This window comes from Ornithinibacillus liuyingii, from assembly GCF_055550225.1.
The window spans coordinates 74,955-92,446 of sequence record NZ_JBPWOS010000005.1 but is presented as its reverse complement, the minus strand read 5'-3'; the positions used below and the strand labels follow the sequence as shown (position 1 = coordinate 92,446).

At 36.7% G+C, this 17,492-nt stretch carries 16 protein-coding genes; 5 read left to right on the top strand and 11 right to left on the bottom strand.

Annotated elements, in window-relative coordinates; genetic code table 11:
• Positions 1–13: 13 nt before the first annotated feature.
• Both icd and citZ read right to left on the bottom strand, forming a co-directional pair.
• Positions 14–1,285, bottom strand: coding sequence for an NADP-dependent isocitrate dehydrogenase (gene icd / locus ACSKT4_RS08125; RefSeq protein ID WP_186870195.1), 1,272 nt, complete (start codon positions 1,283–1,285; stop codon positions 14–16).
• An 89-nt stretch (positions 1,286–1,374) separates the two neighbouring features.
• Complete coding sequence (gene citZ, locus ACSKT4_RS08120; RefSeq protein WP_186870194.1) at positions 1,375–2,490, bottom strand: citrate synthase; 1,116 nt, start codon at positions 2,488–2,490, stop codon at positions 1,375–1,377.
• 315 nt (positions 2,491–2,805) lie between these two features.
• Between citZ and ytvI the strand changes: the two genes are divergently transcribed.
• Positions 2,806–3,912 (top strand): sporulation integral membrane protein YtvI, encoded by a 1,107-nt coding sequence (gene ytvI, locus ACSKT4_RS08115; protein WP_465823168.1) that lies wholly within the window; start codon positions 2,806–2,808, stop codon positions 3,910–3,912.
• A gap of 3 nt (positions 3,913–3,915) precedes the next feature.
• Here the strand turns inward: ytvI and ACSKT4_RS08110 are convergent, their stop codons facing one another.
• From ACSKT4_RS08110 to dnaE, 8 genes are all read right to left on the bottom strand, one after another.
• Entirely contained in the window at positions 3,916–4,305 is a 390-nt protein-coding gene (locus ACSKT4_RS08110) for an FxsA family protein (protein ID WP_186870192.1), read from the bottom strand.
• Between the two features lie 69 nt (positions 4,306–4,374).
• Positions 4,375–6,135, bottom strand: a complete 1,761-nt coding sequence (gene pyk / locus ACSKT4_RS08105) for a pyruvate kinase (protein ID WP_465823167.1) — start codon at positions 6,133–6,135, stop codon at positions 4,375–4,377.
• A gap of 20 nt (positions 6,136–6,155) precedes the next feature.
• Positions 6,156–7,115: a 6-phosphofructokinase gene (pfkA, locus tag ACSKT4_RS08100; RefSeq protein WP_339214344.1), complete on the bottom strand. Its 960-nt coding sequence runs from the start codon at positions 7,113–7,115 to the stop codon at positions 6,156–6,158.
• A 301-nt stretch (positions 7,116–7,416) separates the two neighbouring features.
• Positions 7,417–8,373: an acetyl-CoA carboxylase carboxyl transferase subunit alpha gene (gene accA, locus ACSKT4_RS08095; RefSeq protein WP_186870189.1), complete on the bottom strand. Its 957-nt coding sequence runs from the start codon at positions 8,371–8,373 to the stop codon at positions 7,417–7,419.
• Positions 8,370–9,230, bottom strand: coding sequence for an acetyl-CoA carboxylase, carboxyltransferase subunit beta (accD, locus tag ACSKT4_RS08090; RefSeq protein WP_465823166.1), 861 nt, complete (start codon positions 9,228–9,230; stop codon positions 8,370–8,372). Before accD ends, accA begins: the two co-directional genes overlap by 4 nt.
• Positions 9,231–9,377: 147 nt before the next feature.
• Complete coding sequence (locus tag ACSKT4_RS08085; protein WP_465823211.1) at positions 9,378–9,992, bottom strand: FadR/GntR family transcriptional regulator; 615 nt, start codon at positions 9,990–9,992, stop codon at positions 9,378–9,380.
• A gap of 49 nt (positions 9,993–10,041) precedes the next feature.
• The gene (ystJ, locus tag ACSKT4_RS08080) at positions 10,042–11,271 is read right to left on the bottom strand and encodes an NADP-dependent malic enzyme (protein ID WP_465823209.1); all 1,230 of its coding nucleotides are present in this window, start codon (positions 11,269–11,271) and stop codon (positions 10,042–10,044) included.
• A gap of 90 nt (positions 11,272–11,361) precedes the next feature.
• The gene (gene dnaE, locus ACSKT4_RS08075) at positions 11,362–14,715 is read right to left on the bottom strand and encodes a DNA polymerase III subunit alpha (protein ID WP_465823164.1); all 3,354 of its coding nucleotides are present in this window, start codon (positions 14,713–14,715) and stop codon (positions 11,362–11,364) included.
• Between the two features lie 131 nt (positions 14,716–14,846).
• On the opposite strand from dnaE, the gene ytrH reads away from it, so the two are divergent.
• The 3 genes from ytrH (at position 14,847) to ACSKT4_RS08060 (ending at position 16,063) form a co-directional block, all read left to right on the top strand.
• Positions 14,847–15,179 carry a sporulation membrane protein YtrH gene (gene ytrH / locus ACSKT4_RS08070; protein WP_339214337.1) on the top strand — a complete coding sequence of 111 codons (333 nt, stop codon included), beginning with the start codon at positions 14,847–14,849 and terminating at the stop codon, positions 15,177–15,179.
• Positions 15,179–15,682: a sporulation membrane protein YtrI gene (ytrI, locus tag ACSKT4_RS08065; protein WP_339214335.1), complete on the top strand. Its 504-nt coding sequence runs from the start codon at positions 15,179–15,181 to the stop codon at positions 15,680–15,682. The genes ytrH and ytrI overlap by 1 nt, the downstream gene beginning before the upstream one ends.
• Positions 15,683–15,874: 192 nt before the next feature.
• Positions 15,875–16,063 (top strand): hypothetical protein, encoded by a 189-nt coding sequence (locus ACSKT4_RS08060; protein WP_465823163.1) that lies wholly within the window; start codon positions 15,875–15,877, stop codon positions 16,061–16,063.
• 60 nt (positions 16,064–16,123) lie between these two features.
• On the opposite strand, the gene ACSKT4_RS08055 is transcribed toward ACSKT4_RS08060, so the two are convergent.
• Positions 16,124–17,065 carry a DHH family phosphoesterase gene (locus tag ACSKT4_RS08055; protein WP_465823162.1) on the bottom strand — a complete coding sequence of 314 codons (942 nt, stop codon included), beginning with the start codon at positions 17,063–17,065 and terminating at the stop codon, positions 16,124–16,126.
• Between the two features lie 113 nt (positions 17,066–17,178).
• Between ACSKT4_RS08055 and ACSKT4_RS08050 the strand changes: the two genes are divergently transcribed.
• Complete coding sequence (locus ACSKT4_RS08050; protein ID WP_465823160.1) at positions 17,179–17,478, top strand: YtpI family protein; 300 nt, start codon at positions 17,179–17,181, stop codon at positions 17,476–17,478.
• The last annotated feature ends 14 nt before the right edge of the window (positions 17,479–17,492 follow it).

The following is a 17,492-nucleotide window of genomic DNA, read 5'->3' as shown; positions in this document are numbered from 1 at the left end:
TCCTTGATGTTAACTAGTCCATGTTCTTAATTAATTCATTGGCAAACTCAGAACATTTTACTTCTGTAGCGCCTTCCATTAGACGAGCAAAGTCATAGGTTACAACTTTAGAAGCAATTGTTTGGTCCATTGCCTTCGTAATTAAATCCGCTGCTTCTCTCCATCCAAGATGTTCAAGCATTAATACACCAGAGAGGATAACAGAAGAAGGATTCACTTTATCTAAGCCAGCATATTTAGGTGCAGTACCATGTGTTGCCTCGAAAATAGCATGACCTGTATTATAGTTAATGTTTGCTCCAGGTGCAATCCCTATACCACCAACTTGTGCAGCAAGCGCATCAGAGATGTAATCTCCATTAAGGTTCATCGTTGCCACTACATCAAATTCTGTTGGACGAGTAAGAACTTGTTGTAAGAAGATATCCGCAATGGCATCTTTAACAATAATCTTACCTGCAGCAACTGCTTGATCTTGTGCTTTATTTGCAGCATCTTTACCTTGTTCTTCCACAATACGATCATATTGTGCCCATGTGAATACTTTATCACCGAACTCTTCTTCAGCAACTTCATATCCCCAACCTTTAAAAGCACCTTCTGTAAACTTCATGATATTACCTTTGTGAACTAATGTGACACTTTTACGTCCTTCATTTAATGCATACTCGATAGCTGCACGTACAAGACGTTTTGTACCTTCCTCTGAAACTGGTTTAATACCAATACCAGATGTTTCAGGGAAGCGAATTTTATGTACTCCCATTTCATTTTTTAGGAAGTCAATTACTTTCTTCACTTCGTCAGAGCCCTTTTGCCATTCAATACCAGCATAAATATCTTCAGTGTTTTCACGGAAGATTACCATATCTACATCTTCAGGACGTTTAACTGGAGATGGAACTCCTTCGAAATAACGTACTGGACGTAGGCAAGTGAATAGATCTAGCTCTTGACGTAGTGCTACGTTTAAAGAACGAATTCCTCCACCTATTGGTGTAGTAAGTGGACCTTTGATAGCAATTTTGTACTCATCAATTTTATCTAGAGTTTCTTGTGGTAACCATTCACCAGTTTTATTGAATGCTTTTTCACCAGCATAAACTTCTAACCATTCAATTTTCTTTGTACCATTATAAGCTTTTTCAACTGCTGCTTCTAATACACGACTAGCTGCTGCCCAAATATCAGGACCAGTACCGTCCCCTTCGATAAATGGAATGACAGGTTGGTTTGGTACATTTAATTTACCATTCTCTACTACAATTTTTTCTCCTTGTGTCATAAATAATTCCTCCTAGTTTTCTAGTAGCTTATCGGAATAATAGCCGGAGGTACCGGCTATTATTACTAACGAGATTCATAGTATATTGCTTAACGATTTTCAAGTGGGATATATTGTTGGGTATTCGGTCCTACATATTCTGCACGTGGACGGATTAAACGATTATTCGAATATTGTTCTAATATATGTGCAACCCAACCAGACACACGACTCATAGCGAAAATTGGTGTAAATAGATCATGATCAATCCCTAAACTATGATACATCGAAGCAGAATAGAAATCTACATTTGCTGGTAGACCTTTTTCTTGTTTAATATAGTCCTCGATTGCTACAGACATATTATACCATTTTTCTTGACCAGTAAGGGCTGTCAATTCTTTAGACATCTTTTGTAGATGCTTAGCTCTAGGATCACCATTACGATAAACGCGGTGTCCCATACCCATGATTTTTTCTTTGTTTTCTAATTTTTCTTTAATATACGGGATAGCATTATCTTCTGTACCGATTTCCGTTAGCATTTTCATCACACGCTCATTTGCCCCACCATGCAATGGACCTTTTAATGCACCAATTGCAGCAGTAATACCAGAATACATATCTGATAATGTTGCAACACAAACTCTAGCAGTGAATGTAGATGCATTGAGTTCGTGATCAGCATGTAATACTAACGCTTTATTAATTGCTTCGATTTCTATTTCATTTGGTTTTTCGCCATTTAACATATATAAAAAGTTTTCTGCATAGCTTACATCTTTTAATGGTTTAACAGGGTCTTTACCTTGTCTTATTCGAGAAAATGCCGCCACGATTGTTGCAATCTTTGCTTGTATACGAACTGCCTTACGTCGATTAGCTTCCTCTTCCATTACATCTGCTTCTTCATCGTATAAACCTAGTAGAGAAATAGATGTTCTTAATGCTGCCATAGGGTGTACTTTAGACAAATCATAAGAGCGTAAATGATCTAATACCGCTTCTGGAACTTCCATATTGTCGGCAAGTTCTTTTTTAAAGGCTTCTAATTCAGCGATTGTCGGTAATTTCAAATTCCATAATAAATAAACTACTTCTTCAAAGCTTGAATTCTCTGCTAAATCATCAATCTTGTAACCTACATAAGTTAGTTGGTCATCAATGATAGAACTAATTGATGATTGTGTTGCTACAACCCCTTCAAGACCTTTCGTTGCTGTCATAGATAAAACCCTCTCCTTTTTCTATATTGTTCTAACATTAAGCGAAAGATAATGTTAAATTATTTAGACAATTTCCTAGTAAAATAATCGGATATTGTCATCCCCAAAACCAATTATAAAGTATTTTGAAAGCAATGTGAAATGAAACCGTTTAATTTTCTGCAAATAATTATTATAAGAATATTGTTTACCTAATAACGACGATTATTGTAAAGCTTACAGCAAACTACTCTGTTCCTTCGATAACTATTAATATTCTTGTCTTTTCGAACATATAGTTAGATAGATATATTTATATAAATGGGGTCGTTAGAATTGTACAAGCAATTATTGGATCCAATTCTCAGAGGAGTCTTTCTTTTAGCACTTCTATTCATCATATTCTTTGCTATAAAAATGACTATTGGTTATATTTATCCTTTTATAATTGCATTTATTATCGCAGTGTTTCTTAGCCCATTGGTATCTTTCATTGAAACCAAATGGAAACTACCTAGAACCATAGCAACTTTAACCGTTATCATCACGATATTTCTATTTTTTATTGGGATTGTTGTTGTGATTGTGAACGAGGTTATACAAGGTACCATTTATTTAATGGAAAAACTGCCGATTTACTTCCAGTCATTTATTGATTTAATGGAAAATATGATTAATGACCATATTTTACCACTCTATCAAACTATTGCTTCCTATTTTGAATCATTGGATGAATCACACCAAACAGCGATTCAAGAAAATTTAGTAAATTTTCTTGAGAACTTAGCTAATGGTGGAACGATATTTCTTCAATCTATTCTTATTCAAATACCAGAATTAGTCAGTAAATTTCCAGGTTCCTTGACTATTTTTATTTTTATTGTACTTGCAACATTCATGATTGTAAACGATTGGCATAATATAACGAATCTATTAACTAAACTGCTTCCAACGAATATTCTTTCCTTTATCTATGATTTACAGAAAGGATTCAAAAAGGCTTTTACAGGGTATCTACGCGCACAATTTATTCTAATATTCATATCTGCTTTGATTATTTATATTGGATTACTCATTATCGGAAGCGAACATGCTTTAACAATTGCCGCCATTGCCGCACTTGTTGACTTACTTCCTGTTATTGGAACTGGTGTTATTTTTGTTCCATGGATTATATACTCATTTTTAACCGGGGATTATTCAAATACTATACCGCTTAGTATTCTTTACATGACCGTTATTATTACAAGGCAATTTATAGAACCTAAAATTCTATCTGCCAGTATTGGAATTAATCCATTGGTTAGCCTAATGATCTTGTTTGTCACGATACAAATATGGGGCTTCGGTGGTGTATTATTTGCACCTATCATTTTGATTACGATATATGTGCTCTACCAATCTGGAATTTTTACGAAAATGATTCAATTTATAAAAGGATAGCTACTATCTTCGATTAATAATGATTGTCTTGCTATCAATTAGTTTTTTTATCAATCTACCGAGCATTAATTTAAAGTACCTTCTCGTTTGCGGTAACACTAAAATAAATCCTGCAATATCTGTTATAAAACCTGGGGAAAATAAAAATACTCCACCAATTAATATACATATACCATCTAATAGTTCTTTAGCCGGCACTTGACCATATTGCATGGAATATTGTGCACGTTTCCAGGTTTCCAGACCTTCTCTTTTTGCTAAAGAGACACCAATAAATCCTGTTAATAGAATAATTACCACTACCCACCATGGGCCAATTAAGCTTCCAGCCCATACTAGAACACCTATTTCAGCAGCAGAAATAATCAAAAATGCTAGTAATAACCATCTCATCCATATCTTCCTTTCGTATATTAGGATAGGAAAAAAGAAGGGAGCTTGTATCCCTTCTTTTAATTTGTCCTATAAAACGCCGGCATGACCTCGATAAATGTCACCCTTCGTACTATCGATGGTGATATCTTCACCATCTTTAAGTAGATCGAATGCATTATCCACTCCTACGATAACCGGTATACCTAAGCTTAATCCTACAACAGCAGCGTGGGAAGTAAGTCCACCTTCTAATGTTATAATACCAGCAGCTTTCTCAATGGCAGGCATCATTTCACGATCTGTTCCATAGGTAACGATGATATCACCTTCATGTACTTTTTGAAGTGCTTCTTCGGTATTTTTAACAATTACCGCTTTTCCATATGCACTCTTCTTTCCGATACCTTGTCCTTTTGCTACAACATCGCCAATAATATGGACTTTCATGATGTTTGTTGTGCCAGTCTCTCCAACCGGAACACCAGCCGTAATCACAACACGATCACCACGTTTTAATAGGTTAGCTTGTAGGCCAAGATCAATTGCAACATCAAGCATTTCATCTGTTGAGCCGGCTTTTTCACCTGTAATTGGAAGAACTCCCCATACTAATGAAAGTTGACGATTAACACGGTCACTATACGTTACGGCAATAATCGGTGCTTTTGGTCGGTATTTAGCAATCATACGTGCTGTATGTCCACTTTCTGTAGGAGTAATAATTGCACTTACAGATAGATTCATCGCAGTATGCGTAACGGACTGACTAATCGCATCTGTTATCGTCATATCAACAGATTCACTACGATTTTTTAGAATTGATTGATGATCTAATGCTGTTTCTGTTTTCTCAGCAATGTTATTCATAGTTTGAACGGATTCGACTGGGTAATTACCTGCCGCTGTTTCGCCAGAAAGCATAATGGCATCCGTACCATCAAAGATTGCGTTTGCTACGTCTGATGCTTCTGCTCTTGTAGGACGTGGATTACGTTGCATGGAATCAAGCATTTGTGTAGCTGTAATAACAGGCTTTCCTGCAGTATTACATTTTCTAATTAATTTTTTCTGTACTAGAGGTACATCTTCAGCTGGAATTTCCACACCTAAATCCCCACGCGCTACCATTAGCCCATCACTAACTTCAAGGATGCTATCAATATTATCTACACCCTCTTGGTTTTCGATTTTAGGAATGATTTGGATATGAGCTGCATTGTGTTTTTCCAATAATTCTTTAATCTCAAGAATGTCAGAAGGTCTGCGAACAAAAGATGCTGCAATGAAATCTACATCTTGTTCAATACCAAATTTGATATCGTTCGCATCTTTCTCTGTAATACCTGGTAGGTTAACCGCTACATTTGGTACGTTTACACCTTTTTTATTTTTAATTAATCCAGAGTTAAGTGCTACAGTTTTTAATTCTTTATTTTGGCGGTCGATTTCCTCTACTTGTAATTCAATAAGACCATCATCTAATAAAATTTTGGATCCAACCTGAACATCATCAATTAAACCTGGGTACGTAATAGAAAAGCGCTCCGCTGTTCCTTCTACCTCGTTCATCGAAATATACACTGTATTTCCTTGAACTAATTCTGCTTGGCCATCTTTAAATGTACCTGTTCTTATTTCAGGTCCTTTCGTATCTAATAGAATAGCAACCGTTTTACCAGTTTGTTTGGCAGCTTCTCTAATATTCTTTATACGTGCACCATGTTCTTCATAATCTCCGTGGGAAAAGTTCAGACGAGCAACATTCATCCCAGCATTAATTAATTCTACTAATGTTTCAACAGATTCGGAAGCTGGTCCGATTGTACATACTATTTTTGTTCTTCTCATTTTAAAATCCTCCTACTAAATTATATCGATAATTCCTTCGATAATTGATACATTTCTTCGTCAATGGAGTGTGTCTCTTTTAAGATTTCGGTAATATCATGATCGACTAGTTTGTTATTTTGAATACCAACCATTCTACCTGCTTTACCGTCTAGCAATAATTCTACTGCTTTAGCACCTAACCGACTTGCTAGTACTCGGTCATTCGCTGTTGGGGAACCACCACGTTGAATATGACCAAGAACCGTTACTCTCGTTTCTAGGTTAGTTTCCTTTTTAATCTGCTCACTGTAATCAAACGCACTACCTACACCTTCAGCTACAATTATAATACTATGTCTCTTACCGCGTTCTACACCGCGTTTCAAACGGGAAATAACTTCCTTTAGGTCATCTTTTTTCTCTGGGATTAAGATACTTTCTGCTCCATCTGCTAGACCAGCCCATAGAGCTAAATCACCAGCATCTCTTCCCATTACCTCAACAACATATGTACGTTCATGAGAAGTAGCAGTATCACGAATTTTATCAATTGCTTCAATAATAGTATTAAGTGCTGTGTCGAAGCCAATCGTAAAATCAGTTCCTGGAATATCATTATCAATCGTACCTGGAACACCGATACACGGATAACCTTTTTCCGTTAACTTTTGCGCCCCACGAAAACTTCCGTCTCCACCGATCACAATTAAGCCTTCAATACCAAACTTTTTAAGTTGCTCAATACCTTTCCTTTGGCCTTCTTCGGTTTTAAACTCAAGGCTTCTTGCTGTATAGAGTGTTGTACCACCACGTTGAATAATATCACCAACCGATCCAACATCCATCTTTTCAATGTTACCTTCGATTAACCCTTGATAGCCATTCTTAATTCCATATATCTCAACACCATGGTAAATACATTTACGTACAACAGCACGGATGGCTGCATTCATACCAGGTGCATCTCCCCCACTAGTTAATACTCCAAGTCTTTTCATATTTTCCACCTCTACTTATATTGTCACTTTTAGTATGCGCTTGAAAACTCGAATTAGTACGGTTAGATTAGAGTGAAAAGATCCAGCTGATCTGCTTGCCTCATTTAAAAGATACGGCTAAAATCCTAAAATATCAATTAAAAACACCGAAATTTACAAGTTATTTTAAATATGCTTTACTTAATGTTTCCATACGCTTCAATAAGTAAAACACATTACAAATACGTTATACTAATCACCAACAATAAAAAAGGATGTCTCCGATTTAATGGGTCACCCACAAATCGAGACAGCCTTTATTTTACTGTTCCATAAATTCGCCAATTTGTTTATATTTTTCCCATCGTTTTTCTAATAATTCATCCTTTGATAAATCTTTAAGTTCTTGAAGGGATTTTTCTATCACAGCATCCATATTGCGAGCTTGCTGTTTTATATCACGGTGTGCGCCACCTTTTGGTTCCACTATAATTTCATCAATAATACCTAGCTCATACAAATCAGGCGCGGTAATTCTCATCGACTCAGCAGCCTTTTGTGCGAGTCCTGCATCTTTCCAAAGTAATGCAGCAGCACCTTCAGGAGAAATAACGGAGTATGTAGAGTTCTCCAGCATATGAATTCTATCACCTACTCCAAGCGCTAACGCACCACCACTACCACCTTCACCAATGACAATACAAATAATTGGAACGGTAATGCCGGCCATTTCCATTAAGTTACGTGCAATGGCTTCACTTTGACCACGTTCTTCTGCTGCCTTTCCTGGATAGGCTCCCTTTGTATCAATAAAGCAGATAATAGGACGATTAAATTTCTCAGCTTGCTTCATATGGCGTAGTGCTTTTCGATAGCCCTCTGGATGCGGCATCCCGAAGTTTCTACGAATATTCTCTTTCGTATCCTTCCCGCGCTGATGACCTATTACTGTAATAGGAGTGTCTTTGTAATAAGCAATTCCAGATACAATTGCCTCATCATCCCCGTAAGTACGATCCCCATGAAACTCTAGAAAGTCCGTAAACAATTCGGCAATATAATCAAGAGTTGTAGGTCGCTCTTGATGTCTAGCCATTTGAACGCGTTGCCAAGGCTTTAAATTACCGTAAATGTCATTTTCTAAATCGGCTAATCGTTTCTCTAGCGTGGAAATCTCCTCGGTTAAATCGATATCGCTCTCACTTGTAAATTTCTTAAGCTCTGCAATCTTTTCCTTTAAATTCACAATTGGTTTTTCAAAATCTAGTATTTGCTTCATTTAGGAGTCCCACCCTTCTGATGCATCTTTAGAAGTGTTCCTAATACATATTTCATGTCCTGACGATGGATAACTTGATCTAACTGACCATGTTTAAGTTGAAATTCTGCTGTCTGAAAATCATCTGGTAATTTTTCACGAATCGTCTGCTCAATAATACGACGACCAGCAAAGCCTATTAAAGCACCTGGCTCAGCAAAATTATAGTCTCCTAACGATGCAAAGCTAGCAGAAACCCCTCCTGTTGTTGGATGAGTCATGACAGAAATCATTAAGCCACCTGATTTTGAAAAACGACTGATGGCTACAGAAGTTTTGGTCATTTGCATTAAGCTTAAAACACCCTCCTGCATTCTTGCACCACCAGAAGCTGTAAATATGATAAACGGTAGTGATTCATTCTTCGCATTTTCAATAGCTCTAGCAATCTTTTCACCTACTACAGAGCCCATGCTACCCATTCTGAATCTAGCATCCATTACAGCAAATGCAGTAGCTTGTCCGTCAATGGTTCCTTTACCAGTCACAACTGCTTCATTCAATCCTGTTTTAGACCGGTCACTTTCCATTTTTTTCTCATAATCTGGAAAATCTAATGGATTGGCCGTAATCATTCCTTGATCCCATTCTACAAATGAGTCTGCATCAAATAAACTATCAATACGTTCCCAGGCATTCAATTGATGATGGTGTCCACAATTAGGACATACATTTAAATTGTTATATAACTCTTTACGATAGAAAATTTTATAACAATTATCACATTTTTTCATAAGTCCCTCAGGAATATCTACTTTTGATTGCTCACTTGGAATAGAAGCATATTTCTTCTTTTTATTAAAAAGATCTTTGAGCAAAGTAAGTCCCCCTTTATCATTAAACCTTCCAAACCTTAAACAGGTAATATTATTCAAATGAATAGAACTACATATTATCATACTATACAGCAAGTCTACCCTAAAAAGGTGTCATTAATTGTCGTACATAAATAAAAAAATAGATGATTACATAAAATCGTATTCCTTCACTTCTTTAAATAGACTTTCTATAGCTGAATAGTTTTTCGTTTTATAAGCATTAATCAAATTACAATAAAGATCCTTTGAATAATTCCCTGTAAAACTCTTCGAATATTCATCAATTAATCCCCATATACGCACCAACAATTGATTATTCGTTAACTCCATCAAGTAACAGAAAAAGGCAAAGTGTTTTTTCTTAGAATCCAAAGAGGGATTATCGATTATTACGCTTAAAGTATTTATTTTCTCCTCGTCCATATGCAAATAAGCAAGCTTAGCCGCTTCCTTTTCCAATAGCATTTTTACAAGTAAAAGTTCTTCTTTGGTCGTTTGCTTCAAAATAAATGATGATAATAATTCAACGGTTTGATAAGGTCTATATTTGCTCAAAAAAGTACCTTCACCACGCCTTGTTTCTATTACACCGATTAATTCCATAGCGCGTAAGGCTTCACGGATAGAAGACCGACCAGCTTGTAGTTTTTCCGATAATTCTCTTTCAGAAGGTAGCTTATCACCAGGCTTTAAATCGTTCTCAACAATGAAATTTTGAATCTCATCTAAAACACCGTGGTATACCTTTCGATTTGGTAACATGGACACCCATGTTTCACCCCTTTTTTGATAAACTTATGGAAACTACAGCTTATATTTTGGCTAATCGTCTCGTCTTCTCCGCAATCTCTTCCGGGTCAACTTGTATACGCGCAACGCCAGAATCCATTGCCGCTTTTGCTACCTCTTTGGCAACTAATGGTGCTACTCTTGCATCAAAAGGAGCAGGAATAACATAATCCTCATTTAATTCTTCGTTAGAAATTAAGGAAGCTATTGCCTCTGCTGCTGCAATTTTCATTTTTTCATTAATTCTAGTAGCTCGTACATCTAGTGCACCACGGAATATCCCTGGAAAGGCAAGAACATTATTTACTTGGTTAGGAAAGTCAGATCTTCCTGTTCCAATTACTTTTGCTCCAGCTTCCTTCGCAGCCTCCGGTAATATCTCCGGATCTGGATTTGCCATTGCAAAGATAATAGGATCAGTATTCATCTTACGAACCATATCTTGTGTCAATGCACCACCTACGGAAACACCGATAAAGACATCCGCACCTTCAACCATTTCTTCTAAAGAACCTTCTTTTTTATCCGCGTTGGTTATTTTCGCAACCGCATCTTTCACGTCGTTCATTCCGTAAGAACGCCCTTCAAAAATCGCACCACGTGAGTCACACATAATCATATCTCTAACACCAAAGTGGTATAACAATTTCACTATCGCAATACCTGCAGCACCTGCGCCATTTGCTACTACTTTGATTTCTGAAAAGTTCTTCCCAACTAGTTTTAATGCATTAATAAGCCCTGCAACAGTTACGATTGCGGTACCATGTTGGTCATCATGAAAGATGGGGATATTGGTTTCTTTTCTTAGTCTATCTTCAATAATAAAGCAGTTCGGTGCTGCAATATCCTCTAAATTAACCCCACCAAAGGTTGGCTCCATTAATTTTACAGTTTTGACTATATCATCTACATCGTGTGTATCTAAGCAAATTGGGAATGAGTCTACTCCAGCAAAGCTTTTAAATAACACGGCTTTACCTTCCATAACTGGTAGTGCTGCTTCAGGACCAATATTACCTAATCCTAATACGGCAGAACCATCGCTTACAACCGCAACCATATTCCCTTTCATTGTATAGTCATAAACTGTTTCTTTTCGATCATGAATTTCCTTACACGGCTCAGCAACTCCTGGTGAATAAGCTAGACTTAGTTCTGTTGCATTCGTTACAGGTATTTTAGAAACTGTCTCTAGCTTACCTTTGTTCTCTTTGTGTAATTGCAGTGCCTCATCTCTTAAGTTCACAATTATTTCGCTCCTTTATACCGCTTCAAGTGGTCTGACCACTCAACTATTACATTATAACAAAATCTTATACACTGTAAAGTTTCGAATTTTTTACTGCTTGTTGTATACAACATTTGCTTCCCCAAAGAATTCGTTCAGCGCTCGTAACGTATTCTTATTTACATCTAAGAAGTAGTCTTTGGCTAATTGATAGGTTTTCTTTTGTTCTTCATGGTAAACAATAATCGGTGTTGATCCAGGGTATATTTTTGCAATTTGTTCAATAACGTCTAGTGCATCCTTATTAGTTTGCTCTGTTGTTTTAATAAACAGTCTTGATTTTAATGGTTGGGATAATTTTCCTTCTGCAAATGGTTCAATAGTGGAAAGGAGCCATTGTTTTTTTCCATTTCGGGTTTCCACCTTACCAGAAATATATACTAACGCTTCTTCTTCTATAAATCGGCCACTCATCCGATATAATTCCGGAAAGACAACCGCATCCATATCATCTGTCTCATCACTTATTGTAATGAAAGCCATTGGCTCTCCACGTTTTGTACGGATTGTTTTAATCGCTTGAATAATGACCGCACTTTTTACTTGTTTATTGCCTTCAAGCTCTTGGGAATGTTGCAGTGTGACATATCCATTCCCCCGTAACATTTCACGGTACTGGATTAATGGGTGACTGGAAATATAGATTCCCAGTAGCTCCTTCTCATCTGACAGCTTCTTAATTTGGCTAAAGTCTTCAATTTCGACATAATTAGGTTCCAGGTCTAATTGTTCCTGGAACAAGCTTGGCTGATCGGTGAATTCTCGGAACAACTCGGCAGACTCAATTGCTTGGTCAATCGTTGCTAATAGACTTGCTCGATTCGGATACACTTCATCAAAGGCACCTGCTAATATTAACGATTCCAATGTTGCACGATTAACAACTTTAGGGGTAATCCGTAAACAAAAATCAAATAAGTTCTTAAAGGCACCAGCTTGCTTCCTTGCTTGAATTATTTCTTGTACCGCCTGGATTCCAACACCCTTGATAGATTGCAGCCCCATTCTTACACCATCTTTTTCTACTGTGAACCGCCCAAAGCTCTGATTAATCGATGGTACACCTATGGTTATCCCTAGCTCTTTCATCTCTTTCATATAAATATGAATTTTATCATGCTGATTACCAATAGATGTCAATAGTTCCGCATAAAAATGCTTCGGATAATGGGCTTTTAAATAGGCTAATTGATACGATATTTTACTGTATGCAACAGCGTGGCTTTTCGGAAATCCATAATTTGAAAACTTTACAATCCATTTAAAGATTTCCTCACCAATCTGCTTACTATACCCATTCTTTATACATCCACGAATAAATGCTACTTCTTGTTCATCCATTATATCCTGTTTCTTTTTACTAACAGCACGCCTTAGTACATCCGCTTCACCTAATGAAAAGCCTGCAATCCGATGGGCAATTTGCATGATTTGCTCTTGATAAATTAAAACACCGTACGTACTCTTCAATATAGGCTCTAAATCTGGATGTGGATAGGTTGTTTTTTTACGTCCGTGCTTCCGTTCTATATAGGTTGGGATAAAATCCATCGGTCCTGGACGGTACAACGCATTAACCGCTACAATATCATCAAATGTACTTGGTTTTAACTGCTCTAGAACCTGCTTCATTCCGTCTGATTCTAATTGGAAAATACCATTCGTCTTTCCACGCTTTAACAGCTGGAAGGTTTGAGCATCATGTTCTGGTATGGTATCTAGACGGAAGTTCTTATCCTCTTTATACTGAATAGATTTGACGATTCGTTCAATCAAGGTTAAATTCCTCAATCCTAAAAAGTCCATCTTAAGCAGTCCTAATGACTCTAAATCTCCCATTGGATATTGCGTGAGCGCCGTATTTGTTGTACCTACTGTTAATGGTACATGCTCCACAAGTGGTTGGTCACTAATAACCACCCCTGCCGCATGGGTAGAGGTATGTCTTGGGAGCCCTTCTAAAACAGTCGCAATTCTAAATAATTCCTTTAGACTATCGGATTGCTGTACATAATTCGTTAATTCCTTTGAATTCTTAATCATATGTACTAATGAACCAGAAGCCTGACTAGGGATTTGTTTTAAAACAAAAGAAATATCTTGTTGATTAATTGCCATTGTCTTTCCAAGCTCACGAATTAAAGAACGTGCTGCAAAAGTTCCAAACGTTATAATCTGAGCCACATGTTCTGCTCCATATTTCTCCCGAACATAGGCAATTACCTCATCACGTCGTAAATCAGAGAAATCAATATCTATATCTGGCATGGTAATTCGCTCCGGGTTTAAGAAACGTTCAAAGAGCAAATTATATTGGATTGGATCAACATCTGTGATACCTAAAGAATAAGCAACTAAGGAACCAGCTGACGAACCACGACCTGGTCCAACCATAATATGCTGTTCCTTCGCGTATTGAATAAAATCCCAAACGATTAGGAAATAATCACTGAACTCCATCTTCTTAATAATCGATAGTTCATGTTTTAACCTTGCTTTTATTTGCTCTGTCACATTGGAATAGCGATTTGGAAGATTAGCCCAACAAACCTGTTCTAAGTATTCTTGTGAAGTAGTTCCCTCTGGTACCGGATAGGCTGGAATCATCCTTGCCTCAAAATTAAATGTAACATGACATCGATCTTCAATTCGTTTCGTTTCCTCCAAGACCTCTGGCCACTCAGCAAATAATTGCTTCATTTCATCTATAGATCGCAAATGATGGTTTCGCATCGATACAGCCGCTTCCTGTACAGACCAGTTTTTCCCTTGTTTCATTGCCTGTAAACAATCAAAGGCATAGGCATCTTTTTCTTGTAAATACCGAACATCATTAATTGCTACTACTTTCGTATTGAATCGCTCAGTGTAGGCGCGAACTGACATATTCAACTGCTTATCAAGTTCGGAGCCATAGTCTCCCACACCTAAGTAGAAGTCTTCCGCTCCAACATTCGACTTCCAAAATGTAACATACTGCTCTACTTGATCATAGGAACCATTTCGAATTAATTGCTCTACCTTACTGGAATGGACCGGTACAATGACAATTAATTCCTCTAAATATTCAACAAGCATTGTTTGATTAATTGGATTTTGCTCATCTCGTTGAATGAAAGTACTTAATCTCGTTAAATTTCGATAGCCTGTATTATTTTTTGCTAATAATAGGATGTCCATTGGAGTATCATCTTCTGCTACAGTCACGGTCATTCCGATAATAGGTTTGATCCCATGTTTTACACATTGCTTATAAAACGGAATAACCCCATGTAAGACATTCTCATCTGTTAGTGCTAAAGCTTTCAAATCCAACTGTAGCGCTTTTCTGATCAGTCTATCTACCGTAATTGTGCTATTAAAAAAACTATATCCAGTTTTAATTTGTAAATGTGTAAATGACATACTAACCCGCCTCAACTTTCTCTAAATCTATTATAGCCAATTTCAATCTGTTCGTATATCAACAAACATAACTCGTCCTTATCTCTCATAGAATATATAGAACGTAACTTTTAACTTAAGGGGTAACCAAAATGGAAGAACGTTTTTTCGAACAATTTATTCAATGTTTCTTCATCGCTTTCGGTGTCCTAATTGGCGGAACACTTATTGGTGGCATTGGTGCATTCGCTACTGGAGAAGCACCATTTACAGGAATGGCTCGGATTGCTCGTAAGCTTGGAATTTGGGCTATCGTTGCTGCAATTGGTGGAACATTTGACGCTATTGAGAACTTACAAAAGGGATTTTTAGAAGGTCCTTTTATTGAAGTATTAAAACAAGGTCTGCTAATCTTATCGGCAATGGGAGGAGCAAAAACTGCTATGATTATTATAGAGTGGCTCATCCAGGAGGATATTACGTAATGCATATTCCTAGATACCATAAAAAGCCAACTTGGCAGCGTTTCTTAGTTGGGATGTTTTTAGGAGGTCTTATTTCTTATTGGATGGTAATCTTCATGTATGGAACCATGTATGAGAAATTAATTATAGAAAACAGTAATCTTAAGGAGCAACTACAAGATGCAGAAAATAGAATAGAAGTATTAGAAAATGATAAAAAGGAGTTAAATGAAAAATCCAAACAAAAAATTACGATAGAAGAAATCAACCTGGAAATACTAAATGCCGAAGAACTAAAAATTGATAGATTGCTTCAAAATCAATTGGAAAGTCTCGTAAAGGAGGAAATTAAAGGTATTATCGGAAAGGATTTATTAACCATTGCCGATAGTGACTCCTTATTATTTTCTTCGATTGAGAATAAAACCTTTAAAGTGGATGATTTCACCTATAACCTCGAGATTAAACGATTAATCATTGCACCTACCGTTCGAATAATGGCCAATGCTAAAATCTCAAATTAACACATGGATACAAACACCTTACCCACATCTATTTCATATGGTTAAAGGGTAAGGTTTTTTGGTGAACTATGTGAACATTTCATGAAAAGGGAGGCATAGTAGTAGGAATTTCAACACTTTTCGAGTAAAATAAGAATAAAGATGAATATCCATTCATAAATTTGAGAAAGGGGAGGAATTCTCATGTTGATTATGAATGAAAGACGAATTCGTGACCGAAAAATTAATCAGCTTCGTAATGGGCGTACCGCATATGCAGAATCAAAAGAAGTTATTCGCCTAATTAAAAGAGATATAGAGAAATATGGACTAGATGTCTACTATGATGAAACACCTTCTGGATGCTGGTTTATTCCAGTAACAAAGAGTAAAAGTAGTTAATCGTGCTGATTTCAATTAAGAAATCAGCACTTTTTTGTAGAACAACGAACAGCTCTAACCTTATTGATTAAATTGCTTTATTACTTCTTGTAAATCCTTTACCACATTCTCCGCTTCATCCCACGAATAAACGGAAGCTCCAGATGCTAATGGGTGCCCGCCCCCGTTGTATTTCGCTGCTACTTCATTAATTACCGGCCCTTTTGAACGGAGGCGCACTCGAATTTGTTCCTCTTCTTCGATGAAAAATACCCATGTAACGATTCCTTCGATTTCCCCTAACGTTCCAACTAACTGCCCTGTCTCTAGTGGACTGACATGGAATTTGTCTAAGACATCTTTTGTCAATTTCACAACACTAAGACCATCTTTATCTAATGTAAAGTTTTGCAGAATATATCCTCGCATTCTAGCAATATGGTCCTTAACATTGTAAATCCCATCGTATAGCTTCGTTCGATCAAAATCATATGTGACTAAGTCTGCTGCATATTGTAATGTTTTCTTCGTTGTACTTGGATACAAAAATCGTCCTGTATCTCCGACAATACCTCCATAAAGCAATCTTGCTGCTGCAGTGGTTAAGGTTAGACCTTTCGCATGAAGGTAGAATTCATAGATCATCTCACTCGTTGAACTAGCCGTTGTGTCCACCCAACTAAGATCACCATAAGGATCGACATTAGGATGATGATCAATTTTAATTACTTTCTTACCTAGACGATACCTAGAATCATCAATTCTCCCCGTATTTGCAGTATCACAAATAATAACTAATGCATCCTCATATACTTGATCATCAATCTGTTCCATCTCAACCATGAACGTTAAGGAAGGATCATCCTCCCCCACTACATACACATTCTTTTCTGGATAGGATGCTTTAATAAGTTCACGTAGTCCTGCTTGAGAACCTAATGCATCTGGATCCGGCCGAACATGGCGATGAATAATAATCGTATTAAATTCTTCAATGGCTTGTTGAATCGCTTGTATTGACATCATATTCTCCTTACTGTTCAAAATATTATCACATAATAACTAGCCTTTCGTCCTCATATAGTGCTACAATATGTCATGTATGAATTTAAGCTAGTTTATTAGGAGTAGATTATATGTTAATTATTTTTCCAATCGTTATTGTCCTATCCGCTGTTATGTACATCTATTATAAAGTAGCTATACTGAAAACCAAGGACGGATTAACACAACGGTACTTTAATGCGAAATCCAGAATTTGTCTTGGGTTATTCATTTTTACATTTGGAATTAATCAATATATATTTTATCAAACTAAAATATCACTTTTTATTGGCATTCTATTTATTATACTTGGTGTAATGCAATTAATTAGAGGAATAAAGGAAACAAAGCATTATCGTAATGAATGGAAACGATTAAACCCAGCTGACTAGTTCTAACTAGCCAG

Excerpts from the sequence above, each read along its gene's own strand:
- icd (WP_186870195.1), bottom strand. The coding sequence starts at position 1,285 with ATGACACAAGGAGAAAAAATTGTAGTAGAGAATGGTAAATTAAATGTA.
- citZ (WP_186870194.1), bottom strand. The coding sequence starts at position 2,490 with ATGACAGCAACGAAAGGTCTTGAAGGGGTTGTAGCAACACAATCATCA.
- ACSKT4_RS08110 (WP_186870192.1), bottom strand. The coding sequence starts at position 4,305 with ATGAGATGGTTATTACTAGCATTTTTGATTATTTCTGCTGCTGAAATA.
- pyk (WP_465823167.1), bottom strand. The coding sequence starts at position 6,135 with ATGAGAAGAACAAAAATAGTATGTACAATCGGACCAGCTTCCGAATCT.
- pfkA (WP_339214344.1), bottom strand. The coding sequence starts at position 7,115 with ATGAAAAGACTTGGAGTATTAACTAGTGGGGGAGATGCACCTGGTATG.
- accA (WP_186870189.1), bottom strand. The coding sequence starts at position 8,373 with ATGAAGCAAATACTAGATTTTGAAAAACCAATTGTGAATTTAAAGGAA.
- ACSKT4_RS08085 (WP_465823211.1), bottom strand. The coding sequence starts at position 9,992 with ATGTTACCAAATCGAAAGGTATACCACGGTGTTTTAGATGAGATTCAA.
- dnaE (WP_465823164.1), bottom strand. The coding sequence starts at position 14,715 with ATGTCATTTACACATTTACAAATTAAAACTGGATATAGTTTTTTTAAT.
- ytrH (WP_339214337.1), top strand. The coding sequence starts at position 14,847 with ATGGAAGAACGTTTTTTCGAACAATTTATTCAATGTTTCTTCATCGCT.
- ytrI (WP_339214335.1), top strand. The coding sequence starts at position 15,179 with ATGCATATTCCTAGATACCATAAAAAGCCAACTTGGCAGCGTTTCTTA.
- ACSKT4_RS08060 (WP_465823163.1), top strand. The coding sequence starts at position 15,875 with ATGAATGAAAGACGAATTCGTGACCGAAAAATTAATCAGCTTCGTAAT.
- ACSKT4_RS08055 (WP_465823162.1), bottom strand. The coding sequence starts at position 17,065 with ATGTCAATACAAGCGATTCAACAAGCCATTGAAGAATTTAATACGATT.
- ACSKT4_RS08050 (WP_465823160.1), top strand. The coding sequence starts at position 17,179 with ATGTTAATTATTTTTCCAATCGTTATTGTCCTATCCGCTGTTATGTAC.